The 16,417-nt window shown below is 43.3% G+C and carries 16 protein-coding genes; 13 read left to right on the forward strand and 3 right to left on the reverse strand.

The features are described 5' to 3' along the window. Window positions 1-103 precede the first annotated feature (103 nt). From UQ64_RS04600 to UQ64_RS04660, 13 genes are all read left to right on the forward strand, one after another. Window positions 104-1,459 (forward strand): ABC transporter substrate-binding protein, encoded by a 1,356-nt coding sequence (locus UQ64_RS04600; RefSeq protein WP_060622324.1) that lies wholly within the window; start codon window positions 104-106, stop codon window positions 1,457-1,459. Between the two features lie 125 nt (window positions 1,460-1,584). Further along, window positions 1,585-2,538: a carbohydrate ABC transporter permease gene (locus UQ64_RS04605; RefSeq protein WP_042187483.1), complete on the forward strand. Its 954-nt coding sequence runs from the start codon at window positions 1,585-1,587 to the stop codon at window positions 2,536-2,538. Next, on the forward strand, window positions 2,535-3,398 hold the full coding sequence (locus tag UQ64_RS04610; protein ID WP_060622325.1) for a carbohydrate ABC transporter permease: 864 nt from the start codon (window positions 2,535-2,537) through the stop codon (window positions 3,396-3,398). Before UQ64_RS04605 ends, UQ64_RS04610 begins: the two co-directional genes overlap by 4 nt. Window positions 3,399-3,481: 83 nt before the next feature. Next, window positions 3,482-5,206 carry a cache domain-containing sensor histidine kinase gene (locus UQ64_RS04615; RefSeq protein ID WP_060622326.1) on the forward strand — a complete coding sequence of 575 codons (1,725 nt, stop codon included), beginning with the start codon at window positions 3,482-3,484 and terminating at the stop codon, window positions 5,204-5,206. Between the two features lie 33 nt (window positions 5,207-5,239). Then, window positions 5,240-6,580: an ABC transporter substrate-binding protein gene (locus UQ64_RS04620; RefSeq protein WP_060622327.1), complete on the forward strand. Its 1,341-nt coding sequence runs from the start codon at window positions 5,240-5,242 to the stop codon at window positions 6,578-6,580. Window positions 6,581-6,596: 16 nt separating this feature from the next. Continuing rightward, window positions 6,597-8,195 (forward strand): response regulator, encoded by a 1,599-nt coding sequence (locus UQ64_RS04625; RefSeq protein ID WP_060622328.1) that lies wholly within the window; start codon window positions 6,597-6,599, stop codon window positions 8,193-8,195. A gap of 169 nt (window positions 8,196-8,364) precedes the next feature. Beyond that, window positions 8,365-9,429 carry a Delta(5) desaturase DesA gene (gene desA, locus UQ64_RS04630; RefSeq protein WP_060622329.1) on the forward strand — a complete coding sequence of 355 codons (1,065 nt, stop codon included), beginning with the start codon at window positions 8,365-8,367 and terminating at the stop codon, window positions 9,427-9,429. Between the two features lie 161 nt (window positions 9,430-9,590). Continuing rightward, window positions 9,591-10,727, forward strand: coding sequence for a sensor histidine kinase (locus UQ64_RS04635; protein ID WP_060622330.1), 1,137 nt, complete (start codon window positions 9,591-9,593; stop codon window positions 10,725-10,727). After that, entirely contained in the window at window positions 10,727-11,329 is a 603-nt protein-coding gene (locus tag UQ64_RS04640; protein WP_060622331.1) for a response regulator transcription factor, read from the forward strand. The genes UQ64_RS04635 and UQ64_RS04640 overlap by 1 nt, the downstream gene beginning before the upstream one ends. 124 nt (window positions 11,330-11,453) lie before the next feature. After that, a complete protein-coding gene (gene asd / locus UQ64_RS04645; RefSeq protein ID WP_060622332.1) occupies window positions 11,454-12,539 on the forward strand; it encodes an aspartate-semialdehyde dehydrogenase in 1,086 nt (361 codons plus the stop codon). A 116-nt stretch (window positions 12,540-12,655) separates the two neighbouring features. Further along, complete coding sequence (locus UQ64_RS04650) at window positions 12,656-13,051, forward strand: hypothetical protein (protein WP_060622333.1); 396 nt, start codon at window positions 12,656-12,658, stop codon at window positions 13,049-13,051. A 74-nt stretch (window positions 13,052-13,125) separates the two neighbouring features. Further along, window positions 13,126-13,308 (forward strand): DUF3934 family protein, encoded by a 183-nt coding sequence (locus tag UQ64_RS04655; RefSeq protein WP_060622334.1) that lies wholly within the window; start codon window positions 13,126-13,128, stop codon window positions 13,306-13,308. A gap of 109 nt (window positions 13,309-13,417) precedes the next feature. Then, window positions 13,418-14,110, forward strand: coding sequence for a pseudouridine synthase (locus UQ64_RS04660; protein ID WP_060622335.1), 693 nt, complete (start codon window positions 13,418-13,420; stop codon window positions 14,108-14,110). On the opposite strand, the gene thiE is transcribed toward UQ64_RS04660, so the two are convergent. Genes thiE through thiM form a run of 3 tightly spaced genes read right to left on the reverse strand, consistent with a single transcriptional unit; the run spans window position 14,091 to window position 16,383 of the window. Beyond that, the gene (thiE, locus tag UQ64_RS04665) at window positions 14,091-14,756 is read right to left on the reverse strand and encodes a thiamine phosphate synthase (protein WP_060622336.1); all 666 of its coding nucleotides are present in this window, start codon (window positions 14,754-14,756) and stop codon (window positions 14,091-14,093) included. The two genes, UQ64_RS04660 and thiE, sit on opposite strands and share 20 nt — an antisense overlap. Further along, a complete protein-coding gene (gene thiD / locus UQ64_RS04670; RefSeq protein WP_060622337.1) occupies window positions 14,737-15,564 on the reverse strand; it encodes a bifunctional hydroxymethylpyrimidine kinase/phosphomethylpyrimidine kinase in 828 nt (275 codons plus the stop codon). Before thiD ends, thiE begins: the two co-directional genes overlap by 20 nt. A 24-nt stretch (window positions 15,565-15,588) precedes the next feature. Further along, window positions 15,589-16,383 (reverse strand): hydroxyethylthiazole kinase, encoded by a 795-nt coding sequence (gene thiM / locus UQ64_RS04675; RefSeq protein ID WP_060622338.1) that lies wholly within the window; start codon window positions 16,381-16,383, stop codon window positions 15,589-15,591. Between the last annotated feature and the right edge of the window lie 34 nt (window positions 16,384-16,417).

Raw genomic sequence — 16,417 nt, forward strand, 5'->3', positions numbered from 1 at the left:
TAAGTATTTCCACCATAAATCGGAAGTTTGCCTCCTCAAAAAAAGAATATAAACCCTGTACACTAAATCTTGTAAGAGAAACCTTTGAAAGGGGTACAGGGGAATGAATAAAGTAAAACACTTGGCGCTTTCGTTAGTCGCTATCATGCTCGTAGGTTCACTAGCAGCATGCGGAGGCAACAACGCCGAGAATAATGCATCAAGTAAAAATACAGGTAACAACGCAGCAAGCACAAGTGAACCTGCAAAAGACGAGGGCACTGAGCCTGCTGAGAAAATCGAACTTTCTTTCTGGACACTCGGTAACGTGAACTACGAGGATCTAGCAAAGGAGTACACGAAGGAACATCCAAACGTTACGATCAAGGTTCAAAATACCGGTGACCAAACGGCTCACCATAATAATTTGACCACTGCTTTATCGGCAGGATCGGGCGCACCAGATATTTTCCAACTTGAAATCGGTTTCATGGAGCGTTTTATCAATGCACAGGACAAATTCTATAACCTGAACGATCTTGGGGCCAAAGATATTCAAGCGAACTATTTGGATTGGAAATGGAAACAAGCCTCTTCCGTAGATGGCAGCTTCCAGCTGGGTCTACCTACAGATATTGGTCCAACGGTTGTATATTACAGAACGGATTTGGCTGAAGAAGCAGGATTGCCAAGTGACTCCGAAGGATTCGGCGCAGCGATTGATACTTGGGATAAGTTCGCAACTGTAGCCAAGGCATTCAAGGAAAAGACAGGTAAGCCTTTTGTAGATCTTACAGACCTTACATTTAACGCTTTACGCGACCAATCTGCGGATGAAATCTATTTCAGCAAAGCGGATGGCAGCTTTATCGGAGACACCAATCCACAAGTTCGCAAAGCTTACGATTTCACTGTAAAAGGTATCCAGGAAGGCTGGATCAGCAATGTGATGTTATGGTCTCCTGAATGGGGCCAAGGCATGAACGACGGATCGTTTGCAGTAGTTATGGGACCTGCTTGGATGGCAGGGAATGTGAAGAGTAACGCGCCAGACTCTACTGGAAAATGGAAAATCGCGCAGCTTCCAGAAGGTGCCGGTAACTGGGGAGGATCATTCCTGACACTGCCTAAGGAAGGCAAACATTCGAAAGAAGCTTATGACTTTATCGCTTGGATGGATAACAAGGATAATCAACTGGAATCATTCAAAACAAAGGGTTTGATGCCTTCCATTCCAGCACTGTATGAAGATCCAGCATTCGTAGATTTCAAGGATGAATTCTTCGGTGGCCAACAAACGGCTGTTGAATTTGGTAAAGCTGCTAATCGTGTAAAACCTGTATACTACGGTCCTCTTCATGACCAAACCGATACCTTCTTCAAAAATGCACTGAAAAACGTTCTGGAGAAAAAGGCTGATCCGGCTAAAGAGTGGGATGAAGCTGTAAAACAAGCGAAGACACTGGCTGAACGCAGCTAAGATTTCTAATATAAGCATTCTATTTCTAGAAGGTCCGGATTCATGGAGAACGGTATTCTCTATGAATTCGGATTTAATGCCGAAGACGTTTTTGCTTGATACGTTAGATTACCTGGAGGTGTGACATGGCTGAGCCTGTTATTTCGAGTCCGCATGCCGAGAGCAAGCGCCCGTTTTTAACTGAACAAAGAAGGAGCCGCATCACTGCATATACTTTCATTTCTCCTTTTTTTATTCTGTTCTCGATATTTGGACTATATCCGATCTTCTTTACGATCTACCTCTCATTCTTTAAATGGGATGCTTTGAATCCTATGAAATTCGTAGGGATGAAAAATTATGAATTGGTCACAAGCGACCCTACCTTTTGGATTTCTTTTAGCAACACGTTAATTATGGGACTGCTCGGAACTGTTCCGCAGATCCTATTGGCGCTTTTGATTGCCGTCTTGTTGAATTCGGGGATGACTCGTTTCAAGAAAACGTTCCGCGTTCTCTTTTTCATGCCCAATATTACGTCTATCGTTGCGGTTACCCTGGTGTTTAGTACGCTGTTTGGAAACAACGGGATGATCAACTGGATGCTCAGTGGTTTAGGGCTTGATAGTGTGGCCTTCAACTCTGGCTGGTGGGGGGTCAAAATTGCGATCTCAACCATGGTGATGTGGCGCTGGACAGGGTATAATGCCATTATTTTTCTATCAGGACTTCAAAGTATTCCGACGGATTTATATGAAGCAGCCCGTATTGATGGAGCGAACAGAAGGCAGCAATTAACCTTTATTACATTGCCATTACTAAAGCCGTTCATCGTATTCGTCACTTTGCTCTCGACTATAGGCGCCCTGCAGCTGTTCACTGAACCTTATGTATTCTTGGGACAATCAGGAACGGGATCTACACGTCAGGAAGGCATCACTATGGTTACCTATTTGTACAGTGAGGCATTCCGCAATGGATTCTTCGGTACGGCGGCGGCTACGGCAGTTCTGCTGTTTGTGGTCACGATTATATTCTCTGTCCTTAATATGCTGGTTTCAAGCCGCATGGGCGGAGATACAGGAGGGGGTAAAGCGTGAGTACTGTGCGTCTATTAAAAAAAGATCCGGATGATCTTGGGATTTTCGGCAAAGCTTTATTTTATCTCATTCTGATTCTTGGTGCGCTCGTGTCCATCTTTCCTTTTTACTGGATGTTTGTAGTTGGCACAAATGATAGGGGCGCAGTATTCCATGTACCTCCTTTGCTTACGATTGGGAACCAGTTTTTTGACAATTTCCAGCGGGTACTGGATAAAACAGATTTCTTTCAAGCGCTAGGAAACTCATTATTCGTCTCGTCGATGGTAACTATATCGGTCGTGTTTTTCTGTACACTGGCTGGTTATGCTTTTGCTAAATATGAATTCCCGTTTAAAAATATTCTGTTCTACTTTGTAATTGCCACTCTATTTGTACCCCAGCAGCTTGGTGTGCTACCTACTTACGTAATTATGGCCAAGCTCCACTGGATCGACTCTTTCAAGGCGCTGATTGTACCAGCTATGGTTAATGCCTTCGGAATCTTTTGGATGCGGCAGTATATCTCTACGGCTGTACATACGGAACTGATCGAAGCTGGACGGATTGATGGCGGTGGACATTTCCGGATCTTTTGGAACATCGCCATTCCAATTATCACTCCAGCGATGGCTACACTAGGCATACTGAATTTTATGACCGTATGGAATGACTTCTTCTGGCCTTTGGTCGTGTTGAAGAATCAAGAACATTTTACAATACAAATCGCGCTCCAGCAGTTGTTCTCCAATCGCGACGGTCTCGATTATGGAATGATCATGTCAGCTACATTCACGGCGACCTTGCCACTGCTGATCGTATTCCTGTTGTTTAGTCGATGGGTGATTGCGGGACTTACCTCAGGAGCTATAAAGAGCTGATCTTACTTTTAACCTTTACAAGGGAATAGGCGGATTCGTGAAGAATACTAGAGGACAGAGACAGCAGGGGGAAGGGGAATATCATGAAGCTCCGCCGTAAAATCTTGTTCGCTATTATTCTTCTCGTCTTTATTCCGGTGATTCTGATGGGGATTGTTACTTATGTCAACTTCTCTAACGCTATGGAGAAAAAATCAAGTAACTTCTACTGGGTTTCACTGCTCGAAACGGATCGAAAGCTCAAATTCGCACTTAGTGAAATCTCCTCGATCACAAATTCTGCGATCACACAACCGGTGATTCAACAATCGCTCAAGCAGACGAGCTTTGTACTCACCTATGATCGCAAGCAGGAGCTCAACAATTTACTCATTAATCATCCGATGATTACTTCATTTAGTTTATACAGTAAAGATCGGCTGCTTTATCAATACAATGCGCCGATGTCCTTTGAGGAGATGAAGAAGCAGAGTTGGTTTAGTGCTATGGAGAGCGCTGAGGGGCGCCCTGTATGGTCAGGACCCGGTGAGAACGGTTCGGCGTTATCGGGCCATCCGTTACTTGTGCAATCCAGAGTGATCAAAGATTATTATTCTCTTGAAGATATAGGCTATTTGGTCGTTAATGTTAAACCTGATTTACTGGATCAGATCTTCTGGGAGGCAGCAACGCTTAAGAAGGGTGATATTCTGCTGGTGAACAAGCTGGGGAATATCGTTTTTAACAAATCCGGTGAACATATTGGGCAGCGTACGGAGTTCCCTTTTTTAGAAAATGATTATGCCAAGGAACAAAACTATTACATCGACAACTATCAGGGGGAAAAATCACTCATAACCTTCCTTCCTTCACATAATAAAGACTGGTATTTGGCAGCGATTACACCGATGAATCTAATCTCTTCGGAATCCATATCTATTCGTAACATTGCGATTATTTTGAGTACGGTTTCATTGTTATCCGCCATTTTGTTTGACCGGTATTTTGTTAGACGGCTCGTTTATAGCATTAACAGCGCGGTCAACGGAATGAAACGGGTGAAGCAGGGGATTTTTACACCTATTACTACACGCTATCGTGCTGATGATGAAAGTGATTTGCTGATTGATGGCTTTAATCGGATGAGCACACAGATCAACGAGTTGATTGTGCAAGTACAGACAGAGCAGGGGCGTAAAAAGGAAGCAGAAATGCAGGCATTAATGGCACAGATTAATCCACATTTTATTTATAACTCACTCGAATCGATTAATTCGATGGCTGTGCTACAGGGCAATAAAGATATTAGTAAAATGGTCATTTCACTCGGCAAGCTACTGCGAATCAGTATTAGTCAGAATCAAGAGCTGATTCCTCTGCAAATGGAGTTTGAGCATGTTCGCCATTATCTGGATATTCAAAAGTTCCGCTTTGAGGATAAATTCTCGTACATTATAAATCTTCCTGAAGGTCTTAGAACGTTTATGACTCAAAAACTGATTGTTCAGCCCATTGTAGAGAATGCATTGTACCATGCGATTGAACCGATGGAGGACCCTGGAATCATAGAAATCACAGCCTATGAAATGGGTAAGGATATGATCATTATCGTAAAAGATAACGGTCCGGGCTTCGACTTAGCCAAGATGATGAATCTATGGGACAACGAGGGAGGCGGCCAGAAGAAATATAGTGACAGCGGTGTTGGGCTTAAGAATGTACATGAGCGCCTGAATATCCGATTCGGCAGTCCATATGGCTTACTTGTGTGTTCATCTCCTGGATTTGGTTCAACGATTCGAATTCGTATACCAAAAATACTGCCATAATCGATCATACAGAGGAAATAGGGGGAGATTGACATGAAGTGGTTATTGAAGTGGATGTGGATATATTTAGTGCTGATATCTGGCGCTGTTTTATTTATTACTTTAGGAGATCACGAACCGATTGAAGATAATTCACCAGAAAAAATAACGCTGACTTTCCGTCATTTCTGGATCAAAGAGCATGATCGGCCACTGCTAGCTATCTTTGAAGAAATCGTGGATAAATACCAAATTGCGCATCCGAATGTGAAGGTCAATTTTGAAGGACTAGACCAGACGATTCACCGTGAACAAAAGCTGAAAAGCGAGATGGTTACTGGGACACCACCAGATATGTTTGTCTTATTTGGTGGCGCTGAAATAGAGCCATATGTGCGCTCTAATCGACTGGTTGATTTGTCTGATTTTGTCCGAGAGAACGGTCTAACGAATCAATTCAAGGATCTGCATCTATGGACCTTTAACAACCATATTTATGGATTGCCTATCGAAGGAAACGCTGAAACGCTGTATTTCAATAAGACTATATTCAACAAGCTTGGTCTCGGGGCGCCTACAACGCTTCAAGAACTCGATGATGTCATCCTGAGGCTTAAGGCTGGAGGATACATTCCGTTTGCACTCGGGAACGAGGATCGTTGGCCCGCCGGGATCTTTGCACATTATTTAATGGATCGTTATGCTGGTTCCGAGCTGATCCAGAAGCTAATCACAGGTGAAGATCAAGCGAGCTTTCAGAATGAGTCCTATTTAAAGGCTTTCGAGCATTTGGATCATTGGATAAAAGAAGGAGCCTTTAGTACCCAGTCTAATGATCTTTCAACTGAAAATGCAGTTGGATTGTTTACAAGCGGCAAGGCTGCGATGTATTTAAATGGAAACTGGGATATCAATTTATTTTCTGGTAGTGCGGCTCCAACTGATTTTCAGAATGAGGTAGGCGTAATACCATTTCCTGCCTTGAAGCAAGGTGAGGAGCCTTCGATTGCAGGGGGTTACACCATAGGCATTGGTCTTTCCTCTGAACTAAATGGAGCTAAACGGGAAGCCGCTTTGGATCTTATGAAGGCTTTTTATACGCAGGAAATTCAGACCCGAATTGTATATGAAGGCCTGAGAATTCCATCCATCCGAATTGCTTTTGATCCGGAGAAGACCGGTCCGGTATTCGCGCAAGTGATGGAAATGATGGAAGAGAACCGCAAGAGCTTTGTGCCTTACGATAACGTATTATCACCTGAAGTTAAGAAAATGTTTCTAAGTGTCATCGAAAAAATGATTAACGAAGAAATGTCTGCAGATCACGCTTTAAAGCTAGTGCAGGCATCATCGTTGGAATACTGGAATCTGATCCAAAACTCAAGTGTTCAATAAGCATGGAGGTGCTGGAATGGATGAGATAGAAGATAAATATAAAGTACTGCTCGTAGATGATGAGCCGATTATTCTTCGTAGTCTAAAGGTAGCTATTCCATGGGATGATCTTCAGATGGAAATTGTGGGAGAGGCTCGAAATGGAGAACTAGCCCTCCGCTTAATAGAAGAAACTACACCGCATATTATAATCAGCGATATCCGTATGCCTGTGATTGACGGAATCACTTTGATGAAGGAAGTATTACCAAAGAATCCTAAGCTGGTATTTATCTTTATAAGTGGATATGGGGAGTTCGAATATGCGAGAGAAGCTTTGCGTCAAGGAGCCTTTGATTATTTGCTGAAACCCATCGACCATGACGAACTGGTTGCAATGCTACACCGAGCGAAGACGAGGCTGGATGAGCAGAAAGAAAACGATCAGATGATGCATTCTGTGCAGATGCTGTCGATGCTAGCCCGTGAACGGATGTTTGCTGAAATCACTTTGGGAAATGCAAGGCCGCTTGAGCATCTGAAATGGCTGGAGAATAGTGAACTTGAGAGCGGATATTTCATGGCTGTTGTCCAATTGGATGATTATTCTGTGCTTACAGGGCAGTGGAGCGAGGAAGAAAAGCGGCTGTGGCTGTTTGCGATCCGTAATATTGTTGAGGAGTGGTCGCTGGAGCATGGAGTGCTTACAGTCTTTCCTTTTCATAACGGAGAGTGGATATTGCTCTTTCCTGGATCTTTAAGCATGAGCAGAAGAGAACTAGGTGAACATTTAATTACTGGGATCAAAAGATATTCCAAGCTAAGCTGCTCTGTAGGAATCAGCCGCTGTACACAAGGGATTGATCAATTAAGCGCGGTGTATCCTTTGGCTGCGAAGGCTCTGTATCAACGTTTCTATTCTGGTCATGCCGGGGTGTTTATAGATGAGGAAACATCCTTCGCAGGCAATACAGAAGTTAAGTATCCAAAAGAGCTGGAGACCTCGCTGATAGTGAGTATTCGTTCCTTGAATAGAAACCAAATGTCTTCCTTGTTTGATGAGATGGCACTATATATTGAAGCACAAGCTATTCCTAAGGAGATTGCAGAACGTCTTCTTGTGGAGTTGGTTGTCGTGCTATACAGACATTTTGAACATTTGAATCTAAATTCGGATTGGTCTCTACATGGATTACTAAGCAAGCTGCACCATTTGGGGACCCTGAGCGAAATGATGTCTGCGTTGAAGGAAGAATTTGGGGAGCGATTGGATCAAGGTAGCAAACCTGTGAATCGCGAGGACACACGCAGTTCCATCGAGAAGACGAAACGTTATATCGAGAGTAATTATCATAAAGACTTAAATATTGAAGAAGTATCGGAACTTGCCGATCTTAGCGTCAGTCATTTTTGTACTTTATTTAAACAAATAACAGGCTATACCTTCTTGGAGTATGTTACTCATTGTCGGATGGAGAAAGCGAAGTATATATTGCAAAGCAGTAATGTGAAGGTGTATCAGATCGCCCCGCTTGTTGGTTATCAGGACCCACGATATTTTACTCAAGTCTTTAAAAAAGCTAGTGGTCAGACACCTACGGAATACCGAGAAGAGCATGCGAGGCAGGTCAATTAACGAAGAAGTACTGGTTTGCATAGCTAAAGGGATAAAAACAGGGCATAAGTATGACATTTATCATACTCTTTACTTGATGTTTATGACTTATAGGATGACACTTTATCTCCTATACTAAGGATAGATAAAAAGATCCTTAGCCAGACACATCAAGGAGGAAACGATAAAGATGACTACAAAACAGACATCACAGCTCTCCAGTCTTAAAAAAAGTGTAGCCCCATATGAAAAAAACGACCGCAACGCGAGCATAAGACAGCTCATTAATACTTTAGCGCCACTTGTGCTGTTATGGGGCGGAGCTTATTTTTCTTTATCCGTTTCCTACTGGCTCACCCTTTTGTTGGCCATTCCTGCAGCAGGATTTGTAATTCGAACTTTTATTATTTTCCATGATTGTACACATGGATCATTCTTTAAGAATCGTAGAGCGAATGACATTATCGGAACGATCACAGGTGTATTAACACTTGTTCCTTATCGTCAGTGGAAGCATAGTCATTCCATTCATCACGCCAGCTCCAGTAACCTCGATAAAAGAGGGATTGGCGACATATGGATTATGACTGTTGACGAATATGAAGCAGCTTCATTCTGGAAACGTCTATATTACCGGATTTACCGTAATCCAATCGTGATGTTCGGTTTAGGACCTATTGCTGTTTTTATGATTCAGTATCGGTTTAATGCTAAAGGCGCTAGACGTAAAGAGCGGATGAATACCTATTTAACAAATGTATCTATCGCAGCTCTCTATGGTGTGCTTATTTGGGCGATCGGATGGCAAGCCTTTATCATGGTGCAATTGCCTATAGCTTTTGTATCCGGTTTTCTCGGAATATGGTTGTTCTATGTTCAGCATCAGTTCGAGGATTCCTACTTTGAGAATGAATCGGAGTGGAGTTATGTTATGGCTGCAGTAGAGGGAAGCTCATATTATAAGCTACCTAAGCTATTGCAATGGATCACTGGGAACATCGGGTTCCACCATGTCCATCATTTAAGTCCGAAGGTACCCAACTATAATTTAGAAAAAGCACATAATGCTACACCACCATTGCAAAAGGCGACGACCATAACGCTTAGCACTAGCCTGAAGGCTTTACACTTCCGTCTTTGGGATGAGGAGAATAAGTGCTTCATCAGCTTTAAAGAGGTAAAGTCGAGACTAAGCAAACCTAAGGTAGCGGGAGAAGTCCTACAAGTTCATAAGACTAGACTCCAAGGAGAATAATAACTATAGGTTCGAACAAAATAGGAGTATATAGAAAGGTTAGAGCCGGGGAAATCATTCGTGGCTCTAATCTTTTTCTATTTATCATAGCGGTTCAACAGATTTTCACTGAATTTGTGCTAGAATAAGGAGAGTAATGTATGGTAAAAAGGAGAGCGGTCATGCAAAAGTGGCATCATATTTTTCATAAAAGCACAGGTCTCAGCCCTTATGTGTGGGTCGTTTTTTACATTCTACCGTTTTATTTTATATTTCGTTCCTCCTCTACCTATCAAGTAGTTTGGGGAATCTTGATGATCGCTGTATTTTTTGTTTGTTATGTACTTTCCTTTGTTTCTAAGGGTTGGCTGGTTTATTTCTGGACGAGTGTTCAAATTTTAGTGTCTATAACGATGACGCTTTTGTTCGGATATATGTATTTTGCTCTTTTTCTAGCCTTTTTCATTGGGAACATACAGAATCGAGTGGGGTTCTTCACACTATACTCTATTCATCTGCTAACTACGATCATTACAATCAATTATGAGCTGCTCTCGCGTAATTCAGTGTTTATTAGTCAACTTCCGTTCGTACTTGTCAGCATGATTGCTGTGATTCTTCTACCCATCACTACCTACAACCGTAACAATCAAGAGAAGCTGCAAGACCAATTGGAGGACGCCAATAAGCGGATATCCGAACTCGTTAAGCTTGAAGAACGACAACGAATTTCGCGAGACCTTCATGATACATTAGGTCAGAAGCTTTCATTAATCGGTCTGAAGAGTGATTTGGCAGGAAAGCTAATCGACTCGAATCCTACCCAAGCAAAAGCAGAGATCAATGATGTACGACAAACGGCGAGAAGTGCGCTGAAAGAGGTTCGTGAAATGGTTACGCGAATGCGTGGCATTCGGCTTGAAGATGAACTGGTTCATATTCAGCAGTTCCTTGCAGCTGCGGAGATTGATTATATGCTGGAGGGGAATCCAAAGCTAACAAACACCTCATTGATGACGGAGAATGTCCTCAGCATGTGTATAAAGGAAGCTGTCACTAATGTTGTGAAGCACAGTGGAGCAAAGTCTTGTTCTATTCTTATTGAACCCTCACGGACGGATCTAGTCATTAAAGTGAAAGATGATGGGACCGGTATACCTGGGAATGATCTTTATTTTAAAGGTCACGGGCTGCAAGGCATGAGGGAGCGACTTGAATTTGTAAATGGCTGTATGGATATCGTGAGAGATAGCGGTACTACAATCGTAATTAAGGTACCCAATGCATTTCAGCATCAGAAACAGGAGGTCATCCTATAATGATTAAAATTGTAATCGCTGAGGATCAACGAATGCTCCTCGGGGCGCTGGCTTCTTTGCTCGATTTAGAAGAGGATATGAAGGTCGTGGGCCGGGCAAGTAATGGGGAAGAAGCTGTTGCGATGGTTCAACATCTTAAACCGGATATTTGTATTATGGATATTGAGATGCCGGCAATGAGTGGCCTCGACGCTGCAGAAACCCTGAAGACTAGCGGCTGCAAAACGATGATATTAACGACCTTTGCTCGGGCGGGATATTTCGAACGTGCGCTCAAAGCGGGTGTTCACGCTTATTTACTGAAGGACAGTCCTAGTGAAGAGCTGGCACTCTCTATCCGGAATGTTATGGCAGGCAGACGCATGTATGCACCGGAGCTGATGGATGAAGCCTACAGTGGTGAAGTAAATCCATTGACTCAGCGGGAGAAGGAAGTACTTGGACTGATCGCCGATGGCAAAAATACGAAAGAAATTGCCAGCGAGCTGTACATTACCACTGGTACGGTACGGAATTACATCTCTGTTATCCTCGATAAGCTGGATGTGGGCAATCGGATAGAAGCGATCACTCGATTTAAGGAAAAAGGCTGGTTTAAGTAAAATATTTAATTTTTTAATGTTATTTTGATGTTAACACTCGCCAAATGATCTCCATCCGTATATCATTAATTATCGGCCTATTATTCACAATAGGACAGTTAATCAAAAGGAAGTGTATTTTCTGATGTCAAGAAAGCTAAGAGCCGGCATAGTTGGCGGCACAGGAATGGTAGGTCAGCGTTTTATTGCCCTTCTAGAGAATCATCCTTGGTTTGAAGTAACTGCGATTGCTGCCAGTGCTAGATCTGCTGGGAAAACGTATGAAGAATCGGCCAAGGGCAGATGGAAGCTATCCACTCCAATGCCTGAGAACGTGAAGAATATTATGGTCCAAGATGCTTCTAAGGTAGAAGAAGTAGCTGCGGACGTAGATCTGATCTTTTGTGCTGTTGATATGAAAAAAGATGAGATCAAAGCGCTTGAAGAAGCTTATGCTCGTACAGGTACACCAGTAATCTCCAATAACTCAGCACATCGTTGGACGCCTGACGTACCTATGGTCATTCCTGAGATTAACCCGGAGCATCTTGAGGTGATTGCGCAGCAAAGAAAACGTCTTGGAACTGAGACTGGTTTCATTGCGGTTAAACCTAACTGCTCCATTCAAAGCTATGTGCCTGCGCTTCATGCGCTTAAAGAATTCAACCCATCTAAAGTTGTTGTCACAACTTACCAAGCGATTTCAGGTGCGGGCAAGACCTTTACTGATTGGCCTGAAATGCTGGACAACGTGATTCCTTACATTGGTGGCGAAGAAGAGAAGAGCGAGCAAGAGCCGTTGCGCATCTGGGGAAGCGTGCAAGAGGAAGGTATCGTAAAAAGTGAAGCGCCAACCATTACTTCACAGTGTATCCGTGTACCTGTAGCAGATGGACATATGGCTGCTATATTTGTTTCTTTTGAGAAAAAGCCATCCAAAGAAGAGATTCTGAAACTCTGGAATAGCTTCAAAGGACGTCCTCAAGAGCTTGAACTGCCTAGCGCACCTAAACAGTTCATTACTTATTTCGAAGAGGAGAACCGTCCACAGACCAAACTTGATCGTGATATTGAGAATGGTATGGGCGTATCGACGGGCAGACTTCGCGAAGACGCTATCTATGATTACAAATTCGTAGGTCTCTCCCATAACACACTGCGCGGAGCAGCTGGCGGTGCTGTATTGATCGCAGAGCTTCTGAAAGCAGAAGGTTATATTCAGCCTAAATAAAATGGATAAGCTGTAAAGCTGATTCGAAATAGACACCTCATCAAAGCTTAGTCTTTGGTGGGGTGTTTTTTAATGGATTGGTTTGGTAAAATAAGTTAAGAAAGGAGTTGATATATTTGTATAAATATTTATTAGCTTTTTTATTATTACCGTTAATGTTATTCAATAGCGGGTGTACCTCATCAACTCAAGAACAAGAGTACGGAGTGTCTTCCATCAATGCTGAAATTCCTATTCCGAAAAATGCCAAAGAAATCGAAGTAACGACAACTTCAAGTAACTCCAATATAAAAATAGGCGTAAAGTATGAATTGGATAATATAGGGGGAGAACAAGGTCTCTATCGACCTGACCACTACTTTAATAAATTAGAGGATGCTGGCTGGGTGGAGCTGGAGGACAAGCGGTTAGGTCATGTTCAGTTTTTCGAAAAAGAGGGCACCATAATTGCCATCGAAATTCACGAAGATACCTTTAGTATTTACGAAATGAATAAAGATGCTGAATTCTAATCAGAGTGAGAGTGTGGTAAAATAGGTTAAGTGTATAAACTATACGAATTCTGAATGACTGACGGAGTGATAAGATGGGTGCAAAAAGTAAAGGTGGCGGCACGGGCAGAGGTACGGGAAGTAAGGGCTGGACACGCTGGAACAAAACAGCAAAGCCAGTTAAACCTGCAAAAGGTGCTCCAACCACGGGTCCAGGCGCTAAAGATGCAAGTGGAAGCAAGGGCAATAACGTGAAAAAAAGCGGAAGCACGAAATAGCTCCCTTGAACTGGGTTATTCCTGAAAGTTAACATCTGATTTTGATCGTTAAAATCAGGTGTTTTTTTATGACCAGATGTAAGTATATAGAGAGAAAGTAGGATCATCAGTGAGAATAGACAAATATATAAGTGAGACAGGCTTCTGCTCCAGAAGGGAAACGAAACGACTCATTGCTACAGGTCGAATCGCTGTTAATGGCATCGTCTGTGATACAAATATTCTTATAGAGCCTGAGGATATCGTATGGATCGATGGAGAGCCGATAACAAGCAGTAAAGGGGAGCCGGTATACCTCGCGTTGAATAAACCGATAGGCATTACCTGTACAGCTGCCCCAAATGTAGCCGGGAATATTATAGATTTTGTAGGTTATCCCTCACGGATCTTTGCGATTGGCAGATTAGATAAAGACTCGGAAGGCCTCATTTTGTTAACCAACGATGGAGATATCGTAAACAAAATGATGCGTTCCGAGAATGGGCATGAAAAAGAATATGTAGTTCATGTAGACAAAACGATAACGTCAGAGTTCATACATGCAATGTCTAGTGGTGTGGATATTCTTGGCGTCACAACAAAACCTTGTGAGGTCTATCGGATCGCGGAATGTCAGTTTAGAATTATCCTAACTCAAGGCCTTAATCTGCAAATACGCAGAATGTGCAAGGAGTTAGGATATAGAGTACTAAAGCTAGAGCGTATAAGAATCATGAATTATACTCTTGATAGTTTGGAGCGAGGACAATGGCGGCATTTGAGCGGTGAAGAACTGAATGAGCTTATGACCCGTTTGAATTAACTTCGTGAACAAATCCTCTGGCTGCCAAGGTGATGTCTTCAGCGCCCGCAATAGCCGAGATAACGGAGATACCGTCCGCACCCGCAGCTAATACTGGTGCTGCATTGTGCACGGTGATCCCTCCTATGCCGACCAAAGGAATCGTAATGCCGCTGTTTCGTATTTCTTTAATAATAGATGTGCCTCGAACAGCGCGGGCATCCTCCTTGGAAGAGGTAGGATAAATAGGACCAATACCCAGATAATCGGCTCCATCCGCAATCGCCTGCTGAGCTTCGGCGAGCGAATGAGCGGACACACCAACGATCTTATCCTCTCCAAGCAGCTGCCTAATCGCTAGCGCAGGAGTGTCATCTTGTCCTACATGAATGCCGTCCGCATCAAGGGCGATGGCTAGATCAATATCGTCATTTACGATAAAAGGGACCCCGTTAGCACGACATATTTTTTGGAGCCGTCTTCCTAGGTTAAATCTAACTTGGGCAGTTAATGCCCCTGTACCTTTTTCACGAAATTGAAACATCGTTATGCCTCCAGCAACAGCTTCTTTTAATACCTTGGCTGGGGCTATACGGCAATTCGCGCTGCCCATAATGAAATAGACTTTTAATAAATCCCGTAGTTGATCACTGTCTATTTGCTTCAAGGTTCATCCCTCGCAATCTATTCTGATATGCAAAATGATTCGTAGGTCCATGTCCAGCCCCTATGCCCAGCTCGTCTTCAATCGCCGCTTGTATAAAAGCCTTAGCTGTGTGTATAGCTTCGGGAACGGTTTTGCCCTTGGCAAGCTCGGCAGTGACTGCTGCTGAATAAGTGCAGCCTGTGCCGTGCGTGTGTCTAGTCTGAACTCGTTGATTCTCCATAAAGATGAATTCGTGACCATCATATAGGAGATCCACAACAGCCGTAGTTGAGGTATCATGCCCACCTTTTAGTACTACATAGTTAGAGCCCATAGCATGAATGATTTTAGCTGCTTCTTTACGATCGTCTATAGTAGTGATGCTCTTGTTGGTAATCATTTCAGCCTCTGGAATATTAGGAGTCGTCACTAAGGCTAACGGGAGGAGATAATTGATTAAGGACTGAACAGCTTCTTGCTGTAGCAGCGTGGAACCCCCTTTAGCAACCATTACAGGATCAACTACAAGATTACGCCAGCTGTATTGTAGGATCTTCTCTGCTACGATACGTATGATGTCACTGTTAAACAGCATCCCGGTCTTCACAGCATCCGGTTTCAGATCAAGTCCAATGGAATCAAGCTGCTGAGTAATAGCTTCCAGTGTTAACGGATATACGCCCTGAACTCCTAGTGTGTTCTGTGCTGTCACGGCTGTAAGCGCGGACATGCCATATACAGAAAGCTCTTGAAAGGTTTTTAGATCTGCTTGAATGCCAGCACCACCACCGCTATCCGAGCCGGCTATGGTTAAAGCTTTGGATATCATCACTCGGTTCACTCCTTAGGATCGTTATCTGAGTTGATTGATTATTGATTTATCTTGGTAAGTTTCAGGTGTGACTAAGCTCAATTGATTTAGAAACTCGATTTGAAAGCTCCCCGGACCTTGTCCAGTGGTTAGTTCAGCGGCGATTTCAGCAGCCACTCCATAGAAGGAGAGAGCTTCCACTGCGGCTTCAAGAGATGCTCCTTCACTTACCGCTAGAAATGCCCCGACTACTGCACTGAGTAGACACCCGGTTCCAGTTACTTTCGTTAGAATAGGGTGGCCATTACTGGTAATGTAGGTGTTAACTCCATTGGTGATGACATCGTCTTTTCCAGTGATGATAACAATACAACCTAACTTCCGAGCGGCTGTCTCAGCCAAGACGACTACATCGCCATCCCCTTCGCCTGCATCCACCCCTTTAATAGACCAGCTTTCACCAATGATATTGGCAACTTCCGCTACATTGCCACGTAGAGCGGTAATTTGCATCTCATTCACTAGCTTTTGAGTGACCGATGTTCGATAAGAAGTGGCTCCCGCACCCACTGGATCAAGAACTAAGGGAACGCCGTGCTTATTCGCAGATTGTCCCGCGAGCACCATAGATTGAATAGCGTAGTCATTCAGTGTGCCGATATTTAGAACTACGGCAGCTGAAAATGCGGCGATATCTACCACTTCTTCGTGAGCATCTGCCATAAAAGGGGAGGCACCGAGCGCCAAAAGACCGTTGGCTGAAAAATTGGCTACGACGATATTGGTGATATTGTGGACCAGTGGATTGGAATCCCGAACCTTGGATAGATAACTCATGATAATTCCTCCTCAAGTTTTTTAAGCATATAGC

The sequence above is a fragment of the Paenibacillus etheri genome (assembly GCF_001012825.1).
Taxonomy (GTDB): Bacteria; Bacillota; Bacilli; order Paenibacillales; family Paenibacillaceae; genus Paenibacillus_AQ; species Paenibacillus_AQ etheri.

Coding starts and splice junctions, on each gene's coding strand:
- asd (WP_060622332.1), top strand. CDS start 11,454: ATGTCAAGAAAGCTAAGAGCCGGCATAGTTGGCGGCACAGGAATGGTA.
- desA (WP_060622329.1), top strand. CDS start 8,365: ATGACTACAAAACAGACATCACAGCTCTCCAGTCTTAAAAAAAGTGTA.
- thiM (WP_060622338.1), bottom strand. CDS start 16,383: ATGAGTTATCTATCCAAGGTTCGGGATTCCAATCCACTGGTCCACAAT.
- thiD (WP_060622337.1), bottom strand. CDS start 15,564: ATGATATCCAAAGCTTTAACCATAGCCGGCTCGGATAGCGGTGGTGGT.
- UQ64_RS04655 (WP_060622334.1), top strand. CDS start 13,126: ATGGGTGCAAAAAGTAAAGGTGGCGGCACGGGCAGAGGTACGGGAAGT.
- UQ64_RS04635 (WP_060622330.1), top strand. CDS start 9,591: ATGCAAAAGTGGCATCATATTTTTCATAAAAGCACAGGTCTCAGCCCT.
- UQ64_RS04615 (WP_060622326.1), top strand. CDS start 3,482: ATGAAGCTCCGCCGTAAAATCTTGTTCGCTATTATTCTTCTCGTCTTT.
- UQ64_RS04625 (WP_060622328.1), top strand. CDS start 6,597: ATGGATGAGATAGAAGATAAATATAAAGTACTGCTCGTAGATGATGAG.
- UQ64_RS04620 (WP_060622327.1), top strand. CDS start 5,240: ATGAAGTGGTTATTGAAGTGGATGTGGATATATTTAGTGCTGATATCT.
- UQ64_RS04600 (WP_060622324.1), top strand. CDS start 104: ATGAATAAAGTAAAACACTTGGCGCTTTCGTTAGTCGCTATCATGCTC.
- UQ64_RS04640 (WP_060622331.1), top strand. CDS start 10,727: ATGATTAAAATTGTAATCGCTGAGGATCAACGAATGCTCCTCGGGGCG.
- UQ64_RS04605 (WP_042187483.1), top strand. CDS start 1,585: ATGGCTGAGCCTGTTATTTCGAGTCCGCATGCCGAGAGCAAGCGCCCG.